This is a genomic window from Salinivibrio sp. KP-1, assembly GCF_000968645.1.
GTDB lineage: Bacteria > Pseudomonadota > Gammaproteobacteria > Enterobacterales > Vibrionaceae > Salinivibrio > Salinivibrio siamensis.
Window position 1 is genome coordinate 105,039 of the sequence record NZ_LAQR01000036.1, and the last position, 16,336, is coordinate 121,374.

Annotated in this window: 17 protein-coding genes and 1 pseudogene; 5 read left to right on the plus strand and 13 right to left on the minus strand. The window is 53.1% G+C overall.

All coding sequences use genetic code 11. The features are described from left to right. Positions 1-66: 66 nt before the first annotated feature. On the minus strand, positions 67-522 hold the full coding sequence (locus WN56_RS09235; protein WP_077578240.1) for a Spy/CpxP family protein refolding chaperone: 456 nt from the start codon (positions 520-522) through the stop codon (positions 67-69). Positions 523-689: 167 nt separating this feature from the next. Between WN56_RS09235 and WN56_RS09240 the strand changes: the two genes are divergently transcribed. The 3 genes from WN56_RS09240 (at position 690) to WN56_RS09250 (ending at position 3,301) form a co-directional block, all read left to right on the plus strand. Beyond that, complete coding sequence (locus WN56_RS09240; RefSeq protein ID WP_046074720.1) at positions 690-1,385, plus strand: response regulator; 696 nt, start codon at positions 690-692, stop codon at positions 1,383-1,385. Beyond that, on the plus strand, positions 1,373-2,773 hold the full coding sequence (gene cpxA, locus WN56_RS09245; RefSeq protein WP_046074721.1) for an envelope stress sensor histidine kinase CpxA: 1,401 nt from the start codon (positions 1,373-1,375) through the stop codon (positions 2,771-2,773). The genes WN56_RS09240 and cpxA overlap by 13 nt, the downstream gene beginning before the upstream one ends. Before the next feature lie 63 nt (positions 2,774-2,836). Beyond that, positions 2,837-3,301 carry a tRNA (cytidine(34)-2'-O)-methyltransferase gene (locus WN56_RS09250; protein WP_046074722.1) on the plus strand — a complete coding sequence of 155 codons (465 nt, stop codon included), beginning with the start codon at positions 2,837-2,839 and terminating at the stop codon, positions 3,299-3,301. Between the two features lie 56 nt (positions 3,302-3,357). Here the strand turns inward: WN56_RS09250 and tpiA are convergent, their stop codons facing one another. After that, entirely contained in the window at positions 3,358-4,125 is a 768-nt protein-coding gene (gene tpiA, locus WN56_RS09255; protein WP_046074723.1) for a triose-phosphate isomerase, read from the minus strand. Positions 4,126-4,389: 264 nt separating this feature from the next. Here tpiA and WN56_RS09260 point away from each other — a divergent pair, with 264 nt between their 5' ends. Then, the gene (locus WN56_RS09260) at positions 4,390-4,752 is read left to right on the plus strand and encodes a 5-carboxymethyl-2-hydroxymuconate Delta-isomerase (protein ID WP_046074724.1); all 363 of its coding nucleotides are present in this window, start codon (positions 4,390-4,392) and stop codon (positions 4,750-4,752) included. A gap of 2 nt (positions 4,753-4,754) precedes the next feature. Here the strand turns inward: WN56_RS09260 and WN56_RS09265 are convergent, their stop codons facing one another. The 4 genes from WN56_RS09265 to glpX form a co-directional block, all read right to left on the minus strand. After that, positions 4,755-5,108, minus strand: a complete 354-nt coding sequence (locus WN56_RS09265) for a DUF3135 domain-containing protein (RefSeq protein WP_046074725.1) — start codon at positions 5,106-5,108, stop codon at positions 4,755-4,757. Between the two features lie 237 nt (positions 5,109-5,345). After that, positions 5,346-6,089 carry a ferredoxin--NADP reductase gene (locus tag WN56_RS09270; RefSeq protein WP_046074726.1) on the minus strand — a complete coding sequence of 248 codons (744 nt, stop codon included), beginning with the start codon at positions 6,087-6,089 and terminating at the stop codon, positions 5,346-5,348. Between the two features lie 9 nt (positions 6,090-6,098). Then, a complete protein-coding gene (locus tag WN56_RS09275) occupies positions 6,099-6,719 on the minus strand; it encodes a metalloregulator ArsR/SmtB family transcription factor (RefSeq protein WP_046074727.1) in 621 nt (206 codons plus the stop codon). 119 nt (positions 6,720-6,838) lie between these two features. Next, entirely contained in the window at positions 6,839-7,846 is a 1,008-nt protein-coding gene (gene glpX, locus WN56_RS09280; protein ID WP_046074825.1) for a class II fructose-bisphosphatase, read from the minus strand. Between the two features lie 291 nt (positions 7,847-8,137). Between glpX and zapB the strand changes: the two genes are divergently transcribed. Further along, the gene (gene zapB / locus WN56_RS09285; protein WP_046074728.1) at positions 8,138-8,380 is read left to right on the plus strand and encodes a cell division protein ZapB; all 243 of its coding nucleotides are present in this window, start codon (positions 8,138-8,140) and stop codon (positions 8,378-8,380) included. 52 nt (positions 8,381-8,432) lie between these two features. Here zapB and rraA read toward each other — a convergent pair whose 3' ends face one another. The 7 genes and pseudogenes from rraA to priA all read right to left on the minus strand — a co-directional run bounded on the left by rraA (position 8,433) and on the right by priA (position 16,169). Beyond that, positions 8,433-8,951 carry a ribonuclease E activity regulator RraA gene (gene rraA / locus WN56_RS09290; RefSeq protein WP_046074729.1) on the minus strand — a complete coding sequence of 173 codons (519 nt, stop codon included), beginning with the start codon at positions 8,949-8,951 and terminating at the stop codon, positions 8,433-8,435. Positions 8,952-9,070: 119 nt separating this feature from the next. Continuing rightward, on the minus strand, positions 9,071-9,976 hold the full coding sequence (locus WN56_RS09295) for a 1,4-dihydroxy-2-naphthoate polyprenyltransferase (RefSeq protein ID WP_046074730.1): 906 nt from the start codon (positions 9,974-9,976) through the stop codon (positions 9,071-9,073). Between the two features lie 160 nt (positions 9,977-10,136). Further along, on the minus strand, positions 10,137-11,468 hold the full coding sequence (gene hslU, locus WN56_RS09300; RefSeq protein WP_046074731.1) for an HslU--HslV peptidase ATPase subunit: 1,332 nt from the start codon (positions 11,466-11,468) through the stop codon (positions 10,137-10,139). Between the two features lie 2 nt (positions 11,469-11,470). Beyond that, complete coding sequence (gene hslV / locus WN56_RS09305; protein WP_046074732.1) at positions 11,471-12,007, minus strand: ATP-dependent protease subunit HslV; 537 nt, start codon at positions 12,005-12,007, stop codon at positions 11,471-11,473. 150 nt (positions 12,008-12,157) lie between these two features. Then, positions 12,158-12,715 (minus strand): SPOR domain-containing protein, encoded by a 558-nt coding sequence (locus tag WN56_RS09310; protein ID WP_046074733.1) that lies wholly within the window; start codon positions 12,713-12,715, stop codon positions 12,158-12,160. Positions 12,716-12,787: 72 nt separating this feature from the next. Continuing rightward, positions 12,788-13,798: pseudogene (gene cytR, locus WN56_RS09315) on the minus strand (DNA-binding transcriptional regulator CytR); the annotation flags it as partial. A 169-nt stretch (positions 13,799-13,967) separates the two neighbouring features. Then, positions 13,968-16,169, minus strand: a complete 2,202-nt coding sequence (gene priA / locus WN56_RS09320; RefSeq protein ID WP_046074735.1) for a primosomal protein N' — start codon at positions 16,167-16,169, stop codon at positions 13,968-13,970. Between the last annotated feature and the right edge of the window lie 167 nt (positions 16,170-16,336).

Genomic DNA, 16,336 nt, shown 5'->3' on the forward strand with positions numbered 1-16,336 from the left:
TCGGTTAATCAACACTGCCCTCAAGTATATATGCCATTGACGGCAAACGTATGACACGGCGCAGGTTTAGCGCCAACAGTCACCTTTTTGACCCGGTTGGCGATGCTCCCCTTTACCTCGGTGACCGTGACCGCGTTGCGCCCGCCTTTCCATCATCGCATCAAAAAAGGCGCTTTGTTGCTCAGCGGTCAGCACTTGTAACATCGCATGCTGATGGCGGGCGTGCTTAACGCGACGCTCAAGATTTGGCTGTGGTTGAGACGCCAAGAGATCGCGCACTGCCGCTTCATCGAACGTCTGTTGGGTGAGTAAAGCATGCATGTTGGCATGGAAATCGTCTCGTGCCTGTTGACGCTGGGCACGATAGTCATCACGAAGCGCTTGAATTTGCGCTTTTTGCTCATCAGTTAAATCCAGGTCGCGCCACAGACTGCGATCCATGCCAGCGCCGACATGTGGAGCCGCTAAAGTCGGAAGGGTAATGGCTGCGAGCGCTAAACCTATCGTGATACGTTTCATCATCTTTCTCCTGAATGGAATGTTTACCCTGTTAGCCTACGTGTTGGGATGTAAAGTGACGTTATTGGGTGTAAAGATGGGTAAAGTCACGCATGTGTGTGAGCCGCTATGATAAAAATACACCCTGTTCGGTGTCACAAACACGCCACCTTGGAAGTGAGTGTAAAAGCATGTATCAGGTTTTAATCATCGATGATGACACAGCGTTAACGGACCTTCTCAGCGAGCTGCTGTCCTTGGAGGGGTTTTCGGTGCGCTGCGCGGATAACGGCCAAGTGGGTTTGGAGATGGCGAATGCGTCACCGCCCGATATCATTTTGCTGGATGTGATGATGCCTGTGCTCAACGGGATGGAAACCTTGCGTCAGCTACGCGCGACCTCAAACGTGGCGATTTTGATGCTCACTGCGCGAGGTGAGGAAGTGGATCGTGTGATGGGGCTAGAATTAGGCGCGGACGACTATTTGGCTAAACCCTTTAGTGATCGTGAACTGCTTGCCCGAATGCGAGCGATTTTACGGCGGACGCAGGGAGAGGGTGTCGAGCCGACGCAATCGGACGAGGAACCTGTCCTCGCCCATCATGACGTGCGGGTCTACCCACGCCGGCTGGAAACCCTCTGTCAAGACAGACCCGTGGAGCTAACGGGGATGGAAACCGAAATGCTCGCCTGTTTACTTCATCACCCAGGCGAAGTGGTGAGCAAAGCCTTGCTTAGCGAACAAGTGCTCGGTAAACGCTTAATGCCGTTTGATCGGGCAGTCGATGTACACATTTCCAATCTGCGCAAAAAACTGCCTGAGCGCCTTGATGGCAAGCCAAGGATCAAGACCTTGAGAGGTAAGGGTTACTTATGGGTCGATTAGCGACGTGGCGACAACGAGCTGGGGCACGTTGGGCGCAGGTGCCTTTTCTCGGCAGCTTATACGGTCGGGTTTTTATTATTTTCTGGCTTACGTTGCTGGTGGTATTAGCCGCGGTGATGTGGGCGCAGCGTGGTGATCCGCGTAGCCTGCATGCGATCCCATCCCCAGAAAAGGCGCGCATACAAGCTCAGATTGAGAAATTGATGGCCGTCGCGCAAGGTCGCGATATACCGCTTTCCGTGTTGGTTGCACGGCAAAATCAACATCATGGACACCGTCGCACTCCCTACAAGCTCTACTGGGTGCCTGACAGCGCACCGCTCGACTCGCTTCCTCGCGAGTTACGTCACTTTATGTCACGGACGTCAGACACTGCCGAGCCCTTGCAACGCCTCTATCATCGTTACATGCTGGCGGGGCCATTTCCGATTGTGACTTCACGTGAAGCAGGCCGTTTTTACCACGCCAGACGCTGGCAGCCTAGGCTGCCCTTTGTCCTCAAAATATTGGAAAAACCGGAGCATCTATTGGGTGTGACCATGTTGGTGAGCACGCCTTTATTATTGTGGTTAGCGTATACTTTAACGCGCCCTGCTCGGCGCTTTCAGGCGGCAAGTCAACGGGTGGCGCACGGTGAATTGGTGACCGATCCTGATCTTGAGCGAGGTCCGCGGGAGTTTCGCGACGCAGGGCGGGGGTTTAACCAAATGGTCACCGCGCTTAATCAGATGGTGACCGGACAGCAGCAATTGGTCTCAGATATTTCCCATGAGTTACGTTCGCCACTCACCCGTCTGCAGATGGCGCGTGCCTTGGCGGTACGTGAGCTGGGGGACAGCGAGGCGTTAGCGCGGATTGAGCAAGAGGCGAGCCAACTAGAGGCGTTGATCAGCGAGTTACTGACCTTGTCACGTTTACAATCCCAAGGGCATCTCGAGCGAGAAAGAATCAGTGCCGATGCCTTATGGCAAACAGTGATAGAGGATGCCCAATTTGAAGCCGGTCAACAAGGTAAGCAGGTCACCAGCAATGGGATCCCAGATGCCATGCTGACCGTTAATGTGCGCCTGGCGCGTAGTGCTTTAGATAACGTATTACGCAATGCCATTCACTATGCCGACCAACAAATTCGCATCACCATGGAACGAGACGAGGGACAGCTCTGCCTCTCCATTGACGATGATGGACCTGGGGTGCCAGACAGCATGTTAAAAGACATTTTTCGCCCGTTTTATCGGGTATCGGCCGCGCGTGATCGCCAAAGTGGCGGCTCAGGACTTGGGCTGGCGATTACCGCACAAGCGATTCAACAGCACGGTGGCCAGGTTAACGCGGCCAATCGCCCACAAGGTGGACTGGCGGTGTGTTTATATTGGCCATGTAGTTAATATTGCGCAATCGAAAAGCGGTTGCGACAATACCGCCTTTGCTGGATTTTGCAGGTCACTGCCATGTTTGATATTGCGCTCTATGAGCCTGAAATTGCACCGAATACGGGCAATATTATTCGTCTGTGTGCTAATTGCGGCGCGCACTTACATCTGATTGAGCCCTTAGGCTTTGATCTTGACGAAAAGAAAGTCCGTCGCGCGGGGTTGGATTATCACGATCTGGCGCGTGTGACGCGTCATCAGGACTATGCGGCGTTTGCAAAAGCAATGGCTGGCCGACGGATCTTTGCGTGTACCACCAAAGCAACCCAATTTCATACTCAGGCGCAATTCCAAGCGGGTGATGTGTTGCTATTTGGCCCCGAAACCCGAGGGTTACCCGATGCGCTGATCCAAGCGTTACCCGACGCGCAGCGGTTACGCATTCCGATGCAGCCAGAGGCACGCAGCCTTAACCTTTCTAACGCCGTGGCGATTATTGGGTATGAAGCGTGGCGGCAGTTTGGTTTTAATGGCGCGCAATAAAAAACGCCCCCAGCGATGGCTGAGGGCGTGGATCTTTTTTGTCTTCGGCGCGTAATTTACGCGTTTTTCGCCTCAGCCGCGGCTTTGGCAATCGCTGCAAAGCCAGCGGCGTCAAGTGCGGCACCGCCAACTAAGGCGCCGTCGATGTCTGGCATTGCAAATAGCTCAGCCGCGTTGCCTGCTTTCACAGAGCCGCCGTACTGAATCACCACTTTGCTTGCGACATCTTCACTGTAAGATGCAATGTGCTTGCGGATTGCAGCATGGATATCTTGTGCTTGCTGCGCGGTTGCCGCTTTACCCGTACCGATAGCCCAGATAGGCTCGTAAGCGATCACGGCATCGTTCAAGGCTTCAACACCTTGTGATTGGATCACTGCATCCAGTTGGCGAGCACAAACGGCCAGCGTTTCACCCGCTTCATTCTGTGCGTCAGACTCACCAATACATAATACAGGCGTGAGGCCATTTTCTTTCAAGAAAGCAAATTTCTTTGCCACAAACTCGTCAGACTCTTGATGGTATTCACGACGCTCTGAGTGGCCGATAATGATGTGCGTGGCACCAAAGTCTTTCAGCATGTCTGCAGAGATATCACCGGTGAATGCGCCGCTGTTATTGATGTCTACGTTTTGCGCACCAAGTTTAATGGCGCTGTCAGCCAGCAGCTGCTCGGCTTGTGCCAAATACATCACCGGTGGTGCAACGGCAACGTCGACGCCTTCAACATTTTGTAGTTCGGCGTTCAGGCCGTTAAGCAGTTCAGTGACCATGGCTTTGCTGCCATTGAGTTTCCAGTTACCCATTACCAATGGACGGCGCATAGGAATTCCTCCGCGGTTTAGTTGATTTGAAGTCAAAAGATGTAAAGAAGGTAGTCTATTGTAGCGCGGCCTTCTCTGTTTAAAATCATAGAATGGCGAGAATGCTTTCGTTTTTACCCGTTTTAGGCGTAAAAGGGAACCTTAAGGTAGTAAATTTTCATCACAATGGCGGTGAGAGACGGACGAAAGTGTGAGCCATGCGCTCGTGCAATACGCAACGTTTCGGCACTATGCAGGCTGACGATGATAATGGAGGGAGGTTTTATGCCCCATCTGGTGATGGAATACACAGACGCACTGGCAGAGCGTGTCAATATTGATCAACTGGTGGATGATCTTCATCGTGCCGCGATTGCGACGGGAAGCTTCGATCCCGAGGCCTTAAAATCACGCGCGGTGCCTTGCGGTGTGTGGCGTGTCGGGGCGCAGGCAGATCGTAGCGAGTTTGTTCATGTTGAATTTCGGTTACTCGCGGGACGCAGTGCCCAGCAAAAAGAAGCAATCAGTGACGCCCTAACAGCCCCATTGCGCGAGCACGCCGGTCATGTGAGCAGCCTAACGGTAGAAGTGCGTGATATGGACACTAACAGCTATCGTAAGTGGGTGGGCGACAAGCAAGCGATGTAAACCTAGCTTGGACGCTCCGGCGCATCGGCTGTCGCTTTTCTGGCGGCTTGGCCGACGCGAAAGTCCATAATGTCTGCTTGATGACTGCGCAACTCTTCCGGGGCCGTAAAGGCGGTGGCAAAGCGTGAGTACTGGCGCGTGAGTGCCCGGAACAACATCATGTTAACGTGAAGTGGGTTTTTACCATGGTCAATCATTCGATTGATGTGGCTTAACATCGCGTGGAGTTGAGGCTGGGTGGCATATGAGGCATTAGCGATAACATCTTCACTCATTGTCAGTCTCAGCGCTTCTAATGCATGCGGGTCTGACTCAGCCAGTGCCGCCAATTCGTCAAAAGAGGGTAGGGTCTTCATCGCTTACTCCTTACACGCCGCCGATCATCTGATCGTGTTACCAAAGCGTTAATCTAACTATGAGCCGGGGGCTGGAGGGGATCAAATAAGCGGTGTCTGGCTATATTGACGGCCTGAATGGAGATGCAGACGGAGGCGGGGGCAATCGACTGAATCCGAATTGGTTTTTGTGGTTAATTCTCGTCGATAAAAATGCCCTGCTTTACCGTATGCGTGTCAGCAAAGCAGGGGAGCAGCTTACCAGTAGTGCTCGGTGGTGACGTTGCCTGGCTTACGGCGCAGGTTTTTGCTGAGTCCTTTGCCTTCCAAGAGTGTTTTCACTTCTTTGACCATGGCGGGGTTGCCACACAGCATCACTTGGCTGTGTTCAGGCGTGAGGGGCAGACCAACCACCCGTTCGAGTAGCCCATCCTCTAGTGCGTGGGTCACACGCCCAGAGAGCGCACCCGCGGTCGGCTCACGACTGACAAATGGCTGCACCACTAGTTGGTCAGGGTATTGCTCTTGCAGCGCGTTAATGCGTGCTTGGTAGGTTAAATCGGCGGCGAAGCGTACCGCATGCACCAGTATCACTTTACGAAAACGTGACCACAGATCGCCTTGTTCCATCAGTGAGATGTAAGGGCCGATTGCCGTCCCAGTGGCAAACATCCAAAGGTGTTGGCCTTGTGGCACTTCATCGAGGGTAAAGTAGCCGGCCGGATCTTGCGTGATCATCACGCTGTCGCCTGGCTCGAGTGCATGGAGGCGGGGTGACATTATCCCGTCGGCGACACGCGTGGCATAGACTTCTAAGTATTTACTTTGTGGAGGATTCACGAACGAGTAGGCACGCTGGATCAACTTACCATCGATCTCCATGCCGAGTTTTGTGAATTGGCCTGCCTTAAACGGCTCGACAGGGGCGGATAACACCAGGCTGAAGAGATCCTTTGTCCAATGTTGGTTCTCCACTACCTCAGCCTTGATCCAAGTGGCCATATTACCTCCTCACGTCTTCTCTCCAATACGATATGTGCAGCGGCGCTGTCCAGAGACGATATGCTCTTCGCGTTCGACCCGGTAGGCCTCACCGAGTAGGTGGCGGAATAACTGGATTTCTGAGCGGCATAATGCCGGACAGGACTTCGCTGCATGACAGATAGGGCAGTGATGTTCAATCAGTATATAGTCGGTGCCGTCTTGATGAAGCTCGGCCATATATCCCTCGCTCTCTCTAAGATACGCCAAGGTTCGCAATTTAGCCTCTAAATTATCGCAATCTTTGAGCGCGTCTTGATATTGGGCAAAGGTGGCGGCTTCACGTTGAGCAATGACTTTTGCAACACCTTGCTCGCCAAACACGTCTTGCACGGAATCGATAAGGGTAATCGATAAATCATGGTGGCTGTCGGCAAAGCGGCGGTGACCATGGGCGGTTAGGGACCAATGACGAGAAGGTCTGCCCACTTTGGCGCGGATATCCTCAAAGTCGACCAAGCCATCGCGCTCTAAGCTTTGCAAATGTTGACGTACGCCCATGGTGGTCATGCCAAGCTCATCAGCCAAGGCTTTCGCACTTACGCTGCCTTCGCGTTTGATGGTGTGTAGAATGCGGTCAGTGGACTTCATGATTCGATTTCGATTACCCCAATCGTGTCGTCGCAAATAAATAAAGTAAACTATTTATAAAAGGGTAATCGAAATCGACGGGCTTGACCAGTCAAGGGCCGTATTCACGGCCACTGAGGTTACAGGATGTGCGGTTTGATCGCCGCATCTTTGCGGCTTAAATAATGGGTCGAGCGGATCCGACGAATGGTGCGGCACTGTCCGCGTACCACCAAGGTTTCAGTGGTGGCTAAATCCCCGTGTCGGGTAATGCCATCGAGCAGATCGCCTTTAGTGATCCCGGTCGCCGCAAATACCACATTATCACTGCTGGCCATGTCCGATAGCGTTAACACCTGATGAGCGGCAATCCCCATTTGCGTGCATCGTGTCATTTCTTGTTCACCGAGCAAGCGGTTGTCTGGGGTATCCCCTTTCACGTCGTGGCGTGGTAGCAATCGCCCTTGCATATCGCCGCCCAGCGCCCGGATCACGGCCGCGGACACCACGCCTTCTGGCGCACCGCCAATGCCAACCATCACATCCACTTCACTTTCAGGCATACAGGTCAGAATGGAGGCCGCCACATCCCCATCGGGGAACGCAAAGACGCGGATCCCTTTCGCCTGCATGGTGGCAATGATCTCATCATGGCGTGGCTTGGCCAAGGTGGCCACCACCAAGGTATCGAGTGTTTTATCCAGCGCCACCGCAATGCGCTCAAGGTTATCGATTAAAGGTTTACTGAGGTCAATCGCGCCTTTGGCGCCGGGGCCGACGACCAGTTTTTCCATGTACATATCAGGGGCTTTCAAAAAGCTGCCTTTCTCGCCGGCGGCGAGCACCGCGAGCGCGTTGGCTTGCCCCATAGCCGTCATTCGTGTGCCTTCTATCGGGTCAACGGCAATATCGACCGCATCGCCACCCAACCCGACGTGTTCGCCAATGTAGAGCATCGGGGCATCATCGATTTCACCTTCCCCTATCACGACTTCACCGTCGATATCGGTGAGGTTAAGTAAGGTGCGCATTACTTCAACAGCCGCGCCATCGGCCGCGTTCTTGTCTCCTCGTCCCAGCCATTTGTACCCAGCCAATGCTGCGCCTTCGGTCACACGCGAGAAAGCCAATGCGAGATCACGTTTCATCAGTACTCCGGAAATGTCAGCCACATTAAGACAGGCCTTAGCCCAATTTGCGCGCAAGTCTACCAGAAAGATAAAACGTTTGCGTTGGGTCAGGTCGGGTGTTTTTGCCGAATCTGAAACGGTGATGACAAAAGGCGCTGCATTTTTGCGCACTTGTACGCGGGCAGGTAGCGAGAACAGTGGCAGTCTGGTATCACCTGAGTACAATAAAGCCGGGGTGCACGTTCAGTTGCACGGGTTGCTGCACATTAGGCAGTAACGGGATCAATCGTCAGAAATAAGGTGGCCTTGATGTCATTGGAAGTATTAGAACAACTCGAAGCTAAAGTACAAATGGCGGTGGATACCATTTCGCTGCTACAAATGGAAATCGAAGAGCTCAAAGAAAAGAACGGGTCACTCGAGCAAGATGCCGTCGCGGAAAAAGAGCGCCGTGAGCAGCTTGAGCAGGAAAACGCCAAACTGCGCGACGAGCAGCAAGCATGGCAAGATCGCATCCGGAGCTTGTTAGGTAAGATTGAGAACGTCGAATAAACAAAAACAGAGCCAATTGGCTCTGTTTTGCTATTCGGTGTCAGGCGACGAGTCAGTCGTCGTCTTCCGCCTCATCGATGTCCGCGTCTGCCATGGTCAGCGCATCAGGTGAAAGGATCACGCCGGTGGTGTCGGCATAGACATGATCATCAGGCAAGAAGGTAACGCCGCCAAAGTTCACTGGCACGTCCGTTTCACCGACACCTTGCTCGTCAGCCCCCACAGGAATTGAAGCCAGTGCTTGAATGCCGATATCGATTTCATCAATGGTATCGACATCACGGACACACCCATAAACAATCATGCCAGCCCAGTCGTTGTCAGCGGCAAGCTGCGCAATCTCGCCGTCAATAAGGGCGCGACGTAACGAACCGCCGCCATCAATCAGCATAATTCGCTGCTCGCCGTCTTGTTCGGCCATTTCACGAATTAACCCATTGTCCTCAAAGCATTTTACTGTGGTAATTTGGCCACCAAACGAGCTGCGGCCCCCATAAGAGCTAAACATTGGCTCCACGACATCCACGTGTTCGGGGTACATGTCGCATAGTTCCGAGGTATTATATTCCATAGTCTAACTTCTTGTTGAGGCAGAAAAAGGCTGGCAAGCTAGTGTTGCCAACATGGCAAGTCCAAGTATAACGAGCCCATAAGGGTTTGCAATGTTAAAGCGGACAATCTGTGGCCTGATTAGACTAACAGCATACCGGTCATAAACAGGCCATTGGTGATCAGTGCACAACGCACCATGGTTCCCATCATGGGACGCAGGGCGTTGGCATTGGTGGCTTGGTAAACGTCACGCCCATGGCGCACCAGTAAGGGCACACTGGCAAGGAACAACCAACCCAACCAGGCTTGCAAGGTGAGGGCGGCAAATAAGGAATAACACGCAACCGCCCCGGCCAGTAAAATCACATGATACTGACGTCCGCGCTCCGGGCCTAAACGCACCACTAAGGTATGCTTACCACACGCGCGATCGTTATCAATATCTCGTAAATTATTGATATTGAGTACGCCGACCGCTAATAAGCCACACGCCGTCGCGGGTAAAATGACCAAGGAATCAATGTGGCCGACCTGCAAATAATAAGTGCCTGCTACCCCGAGCCAACCAAAGAAGATCAGCACCGACACATCTCCTAAACCGCGATAGCCATACGGCTTGTTGCCCACGGTGTAGGTAATGGCCGCGACAATCGCCATCACACCGAGCAGCAAGAAACTAATAATGTCAGTCGGCTGTTGGCAGGCAATCGCAATCAGTGACCCACCACTGAGTAGGGTTAAACCAATATTAAGCATGAGCGCACGGCGCATGGTGGTCAGGCTGACGTGGCCGGATTGGATCGCGCGCATGGGACCGATACGCGTCGCGTTATCCGTGCCTTTTATCGCATCACCATAGTCGTTCGCGAGGTTAGACAGGATCTGCAGCAATAGGGCAGTGACTAGCGCCATCAAGCTGATTGACCATGACAGGCTCCCTTGCGAGGCAGCGACCGCACTGCCGGACAAAATCGAGGTAACGGCCAGCGGTAGCGTTTTAGGTCGCGCCGCATCCAGCCATATCGCGAGAGTAGAAGGCCGCATAGCGATCCTCAAGACGAAAAAACGATGTCACCATTATTGCGCAAGCCAGGGGAGGAGTAACCCATTGTCGGCTGAAATCCGACTTGCTGTTGCGCTAGCTCAAATTTTGATGCAAAAAAGGGCAGCGTTTGCTACCCCAGTATTGCGGTCTCGAGCTCGTTTAGAGGATGAAGCGACTCAAGTCTTCGTCATCAACCAGCTCTTCGAGGTGGCGGCGGACATAATCTGCATCAACGGTGACACTTTGACCGGCGCGTTCGCTGGCGTCGTATGAGACCTCTTCCATCAAGCGTTCCATCAAGGTATGCAGGCGACGGGCGCCGATGTTTTCGGTTTTCTCGTTCACCCGCCACGCGGCAGAGGCCAGCTCATCAATACCACTTTCCTCAAACGCCAGATCAATCTCTTCGGTTTTTAGCAGTGCGGTATATTGCTGAGTGAGCGACGCATTTGGCTCGGTGAGGATCCGCTTAAAGTCATCGGTGGATAGCGCTTCAAGCTCAACACGGATGGGCAAGCGCCCTTGCAGTTCCGGGATCAGATCAGACGGACGTGATACTTGGAAAGCGCCTGAGGCGATAAACAGAATATGATCGGTTTTGATCATACCGTGTTTGGTGGACACTGTGCTGCCTTCGACCAATGGCAAGAGATCGCGTTGCACCCCTTCGCGAGACACCTCGCCACCACTGGTGTTGCCTGACTTACAGATCTTATCGATTTCATCCACGAACACGATGCCGTTGTTCTCCACCATGTGGATGGCTTGCTCTTTAATTTCTTCTTGGTTAACCAGCTTGGCGGCTTCTTCCTCGGTCAGCGCTTTCATGGCGTCTTTGATTTTCATCTTACGCTTTTTGGTGCTGTTGCCACCGAGGTTTTGGAACATGCTTTGAAGCTGGTTGGTCATCTCTTCCATGCCTGGCGGCGACATGATTTCCACCCCCATTTGTGGGGCGGCGACATCGACTTCCACTTCTTTATCATCAAGCTGGCCTTCGCGTAATTTTTTACGGAAGCTTTGCCGTGTTGAAGACTCCTCTTGGCTGGCCTCATTTTGGCCCCATGCGTCGCGTGCTGGTGGCAGCAAGATATCGAGGATACGATCTTCAGCTTGTTCTTCAGCGCGGAATTTTACCTTTTCCATCGCTTGCTGCTGGGTCATATTCATCGCCACATCCGCCAGATCGCGAATAATGGTTTCCACCTCTTTCCCGACATAACCCACTTCGGTGAACTTGGTAGCTTCCACCTTGATAAAAGGCGCGTTGGCAAGGCGTGCCAACCGGCGAGCGATCTCCGTTTTACCCACACCGGTTGGACCAATCATCAAGATGTTTTTCGGGGTGACTTCCGCACGCAGCTCTTCGGCAAGCTGCATTCGGCGCCAGCGGTTTCGCAGTGCGATCGCCACCGCACGTTTGGCATTGTCTTGGCCGATAATGTGACGGTCAAGCTCATGCACGATTTCGCGTGGAGTCATTTCAGACATCACTAATCCTGTTTCTTACTCTCGAGTTCTTCAACGGTGTGCTGCTGGTTAGTAAACACACATATATCACCGGCGATGGTTAGCGCTTTCTCTGCGATCTCGCGGGCATCTAACGCCGTGTTTTCAAGCATAGCAACGGCGGCGGCTTGGGCATAGTTGCCGCCAGAGCCAATGGCGATCAAGTCGCGCTCTGGTTCAACCACATCGCCGTTACCGGTAATGATCAATGAGGCGGTTTCATCGGCGACCGCCAGTAGGGCCTCTAATCGACGTAGCGCGCGATCAGTACGCCATTCTTTAGCCAGTTCAACGGCCGCTTTGGTTAGGTGCCCTTGGTATAATTCAAGCTTGCGCTCGAAGCGCTCAAATAAGGTGAAGGCATCAGCAGTGCCGCCAGCAAATCCGGCGAGAACTTGGCCGTTATACAAACGACGGACTTTTCGGGCATTGCCTTTCATCACGGTATTGCCGAGTGACACTTGGCCATCGCCAGCAATAACCACTTTACCTTCGCGACGAACGGAAACGATTGTAGTCACGGGAACCTCTTTCTTTGTGTCTGGTACACCAGGTGGGTGATTAATGTAAGAGGTTGGGCTTTGCCGCTCACTTTTCAAGGGGAGAAGGAAGGATTTCAATCAAGGCTGGGCAAGGAATAGACTTGGCCCAGCCGATAAAACGCGGCGCTGTTATTCCCAGTACCAAATAGCACAAGGCTCAACTCCAGCGCGGCGGAGCATATTACGGTCACGCTCTGCTTGACGCTTGCGTGGGTAAGGACCCAATACCACCCGGTACCAGGTGCCTTTTTCTCCTTGGCTTATCTTGATTTGGCTTTCTAGCCCTTGAAAAGCGATGATCGCTTTACGTTCATTTGCCTGCTCTTGACTGCGGTACGCACCGCATTGCATCAGGTAAGGACGCGTGGATTGCGGCAATGCTTTGGCCTTCACTTCCACCTCTTTACTCTCCAGCTCTTCGATGTAACTCCATTTTTCTTCAGGCTTTTTAGGCAGATGTGCCTTTTTGCTCTGCGTGGAAGGCTGAGGCTGTGCGTCTGTTGCCGGTTTAGGCGCGGGCGCGTCGGTATTACTTAATAGGTACAGGCCATAACCAAACGCGCCAACCAAGCAGACGGCAAGCAACGCCCATTTTAATGGGAAACGAGCACGCGCTTTGGGTGGTTGGCGGCGGGTATTTTTTTTACGTGGTGCTTTACCACGTTTTACGTAGTCACGAGTTGCCACAGCAAATATTCAATTTCAAAAAGCCAGTAAAGCGCTCATGTTACTGGCTTCGACTCGTGCTGACCAGTCTTACTACCGAGACGGTGGGGCAACGCTCTCACGGATCACTAACTTGGCATCTAAAAGTCGTGATCCTGCATTCACTTCACGCCCTTGCAAGGTGTTGAGCAGCATTAACATCGCCTGACGACCAATGTCGTAGCGAGGTTGGGAGACAGTGGTCAGGGGAGGATCGCAATATTCGGCGAATTGGATGTCATCAAACCCTACAATCGAAATATCTTGCGGCACGCGCATGCCTAGGCGCTTTGCTTGTTGCATGGCACCGACGGCCATCACATCACAATGACAGAATACCGCGGTGGGAGGCTCAGGGAGGGACAATAGATTGGTCATTGCCCGTGCCCCAGAGGCAAAACTGAAATCTCCCACCACGCTGTAGGCTGGGTTGACTGTAATCCCCGCGCGCTGCAGGGCCTGCTGATAACCTTGTGAGCGGAATTGCGTCAGTGCGGTTTCCGGCACCCCAGTAATATTGGCAATACGGGTGTGGCCGACTTGGGTGAGGTAATTGACCGCCTCAAAAGCGGCAGTCAGGTTGTCGATATGCACCGTCGGCAATTCAAGATCCGGGGCATACTCACACGCCATCACAAGCGGAGGGAGATTTTTCTGCTCGGGCTTACTGACATCAAAGGGAACATCGGAGCCCAGTAGGAGCATGCCATCTGCCTGTTTGGTAAAAACCAAGTTGACGAATGAGTTTTCGCGGTGGTGTTGTTGGGCACTATCTCCGAGCAAAACCAGGTAACCGTGCTCCATCGCCGCTTCTTCGATCCCGCGGATGATCTCACTAAAGTAAGGATCGCAGATGTCTGGGACAATCGCGACGATGGTTTTGGACTCGTTGCGGCGTAGGTTACGCGCAAGTGAGTTAGGGGAATAGCCAGCTTCCACGACCGCTTGCTCAACCTTTTTACGGGTTGTGGCCGAGACCTTCTCAGGGTTCATCAGCGCGCGAGAGACGGTTGCTGTGGATACACCGGCAATGTGGGCAACGTCCTTCATTGTCGCCATAATGACAGTCCTCTTGTTATCTGTATTGTGAGATCAGACAGTTATTAGCTCGTCTGACCTGTTCTCTTAGCCAATTGCGGCCTTATTCTACCTAGCCTTGTCCGATTTAAACACGGACAAGCTAACACTTATTGCAATGAAAGTGTGATTGCTGTCGCTTTACTGCAAGGGAATGTTAAGAAAGGTCTTGCGGCTCGACATCTAATGACCACCTCACTTTACGCGACAGAGGGAGCTGTTGGATGGCCGGGAGCGCCACTTGGAGCCATTGCTGCATGATTTTTCGGCTGGGCGCTTGAATGAGGAGTTGCCACCGATAGCGACCCGCGCGTTTCGCCATGGCGGCGGGCATAGGCCCCATAATATGGCATTCATCCTGTTGAATCGGTGAGGTAACCAGCGTTTGACGCACCTGTTGTAAAAACTGCTGGACACTGTTTTCTTCATGCCCGTCGGCGCGAAAGAGACTAAGAAACGTGTAAGGCGGCAGCCACGCCTGACGCCGTTCATTTAACGCAGATTCGGCAAAGGCTTGATAACCTTTATGCACTAAAGATTGGATCAGGGTGTGCTCCGGATGGTGGGTTTGTAATAACACGGTACCCGGCTTACTGGCGCGGCCCGCTCGCCCGGCGACTTGTACCATCAATTGGGCCAAACGCTCAGGGGCACGAAAGTCATTACTGAATAGTGCCCCGTCCACATCGACTAAGGCGACCAGGGTGACGTTAGGAAAGTGATGGCCTTTGGCGAGCATTTGTGTGCCCAATAGAATTTGATACTCACCCTTTTCAATGTCGGCCAAGTAACCTTCAAGGCTCCCTTTTCGCCGGGTATTATCGCGATCAATGCGAACGGTATTGTATTCGGGAAACAACTCACCAAGCTGGGATTCGAGTTGCTCGGTACCGACACCGACACTAATAAGCTGGGTAGAACCACAGTCGCCACATTGGGGAGGCACACGTTTTTGGTGGCCACAGTGATGACAACGCAACTCTTGGTGTTGTTGATGAAGGGTATAGTAGGCATCACAGCGTTGGCAGTTCGCTAGCCAGCCGCATTCGTGACACATCATCGCGGGCGCATAACCGCGGCGATTTAAAAACAGCATCACCTGGTTACCTTGTTGCAGGTGCTGACGCATTTCAGCAATCAGCGGCGCCGACAAGCCAGCTTCGAGGTGATGGCCTTTGATATCGAGTATCCCTTGCCGGGCGGTGACCGCGTTACCAGGACGTTGCGTGAGCTTAAGGTACTGGTATTTGCCGGTTTTTGCGTTGTGTAAGCTCTCCAGTGATGGCGTTGCCGAGCCCAAGATCACCGGCACTTGTTCTTCATGCCCCCGCATGACAGCCAGATCGCGGGCGTGATAGCGAAAGCTATCTTGCTGCTTATAGGAAGGGTCGTGCTCCTCATCGATAATGATGATGCCAAGCTTTGCCATGGGGGTAAAAAGCGCTGAGCGTGTGCCAATCACTATCGCGGCTTGATTCTCCCGTGCGGCCAGCCAGGCGTTGAGACGGTCGGTATCGCTGAGCCCTGAATGCATCACGGTCACAGGAACAGCAAAGCGGCGCTCAAAACGGCGAATGGTTTGTGGTGTCAGGCCAATTTCTGGCACCAAGATGAGCGCTTGCTGGCCACGTGCGAGCACCGGCTCAAGCACATTGAGATACACCTCGGTTTTGCCTGAGCCAGTGATCCCCTCTAATAGCGCGCAGGCAAAACCATCGCCAGCATTGAGGGTGGCAACCGCCATCGCTTGCTCGTGATTTAACGTCGGCTTTTCTTCGGTCACCGCAAAGTTTTTTACCCAAGCATTGGCCTGAGAAGGGGGTGAGTAGGGCGCGATCCAGCCTTTTTCTGCCACCGTTTTTAGCACCGGCGTGCCGATATCTTGTTCGATTAAGTCGGCTTGAGTGGCTGGGCCGTGCGTGAGAAGCTGCAACACTCGGGCTTGTTTGGGGGCGCGGCTCAGACCTGATAGAGGTTGGTTTTGTCCTGACTCGGTGATTTGCCACCATTTTTGTTGCTGCAATGTCGCAGGGCGTCCTTTACGCAGCGAGGTTGGCATCACCGCCCCCATCGCATCTCCTAGCGGATGATGGTAAAAACGGCTCGCCCATTGCAGGAGATTGTATACCGCGGGGGTCCAAACCGGCTGCGTGTCGAGTACGGTATCAATCGCTTTGAGTTGGCTGGCTTCCACACTGGCCGTTGGCGACAAGCCGGTAACGATGCCAACTTTATGCTGGCGTCCAAACGGCACCTTGACGCGCCCTCCGATGATCGGATGCTGATCGTCAGCAATACGGTAATCAAAGGTTTTCGGCAAAGGGACAGGCAAAGCCACCTGAGCAAACTGTTCCATCACAACATCTTATTGGCCAGAAGGAATGTCAGTGTAACGGTTAGCCACACGTTGGCAAAGCCTTGTTGCACCGTAAGAGACACGCGGATTGCACAAAAAAGTTGCGAAAAAGAGGGCGCTTGATTAGAATTGCGCGCCTTAGAAAATGTTTGTTAACGACGTGTGGTGCC

Excerpts from the sequence above, each read along its gene's own strand:
- WN56_RS09235 (WP_077578240.1), bottom strand. The coding sequence starts at position 522 with ATGATGAAACGTATCACGATAGGTTTAGCGCTCGCAGCCATTACCCTT.
- WN56_RS09240 (WP_046074720.1), top strand. The coding sequence starts at position 690 with ATGTATCAGGTTTTAATCATCGATGATGACACAGCGTTAACGGACCTT.
- cpxA (WP_046074721.1), top strand. The coding sequence starts at position 1,373 with ATGGGTCGATTAGCGACGTGGCGACAACGAGCTGGGGCACGTTGGGCG.
- WN56_RS09250 (WP_046074722.1), top strand. The coding sequence starts at position 2,837 with ATGTTTGATATTGCGCTCTATGAGCCTGAAATTGCACCGAATACGGGC.
- tpiA (WP_046074723.1), bottom strand. The coding sequence starts at position 4,125 with ATGCGCCGTCCATTGGTAATGGGTAACTGGAAACTCAATGGCAGCAAA.
- WN56_RS09260 (WP_046074724.1), top strand. The coding sequence starts at position 4,390 with ATGCCCCATCTGGTGATGGAATACACAGACGCACTGGCAGAGCGTGTC.
- WN56_RS09265 (WP_046074725.1), bottom strand. The coding sequence starts at position 5,108 with ATGAAGACCCTACCCTCTTTTGACGAATTGGCGGCACTGGCTGAGTCA.
- WN56_RS09270 (WP_046074726.1), bottom strand. The coding sequence starts at position 6,089 with ATGGCCACTTGGATCAAGGCTGAGGTAGTGGAGAACCAACATTGGACA.
- WN56_RS09275 (WP_046074727.1), bottom strand. The coding sequence starts at position 6,719 with ATGAAGTCCACTGACCGCATTCTACACACCATCAAACGCGAAGGCAGC.
- glpX (WP_046074825.1), bottom strand. The coding sequence starts at position 7,846 with ATGAAACGTGATCTCGCATTGGCTTTCTCGCGTGTGACCGAAGGCGCA.
- zapB (WP_046074728.1), top strand. The coding sequence starts at position 8,138 with ATGTCATTGGAAGTATTAGAACAACTCGAAGCTAAAGTACAAATGGCG.
- rraA (WP_046074729.1), bottom strand. The coding sequence starts at position 8,951 with ATGGAATATAATACCTCGGAACTATGCGACATGTACCCCGAACACGTG.
- WN56_RS09295 (WP_046074730.1), bottom strand. The coding sequence starts at position 9,976 with ATGCGGCCTTCTACTCTCGCGATATGGCTGGATGCGGCGCGACCTAAA.
- hslU (WP_046074731.1), bottom strand. The coding sequence starts at position 11,468 with ATGTCTGAAATGACTCCACGCGAAATCGTGCATGAGCTTGACCGTCAC.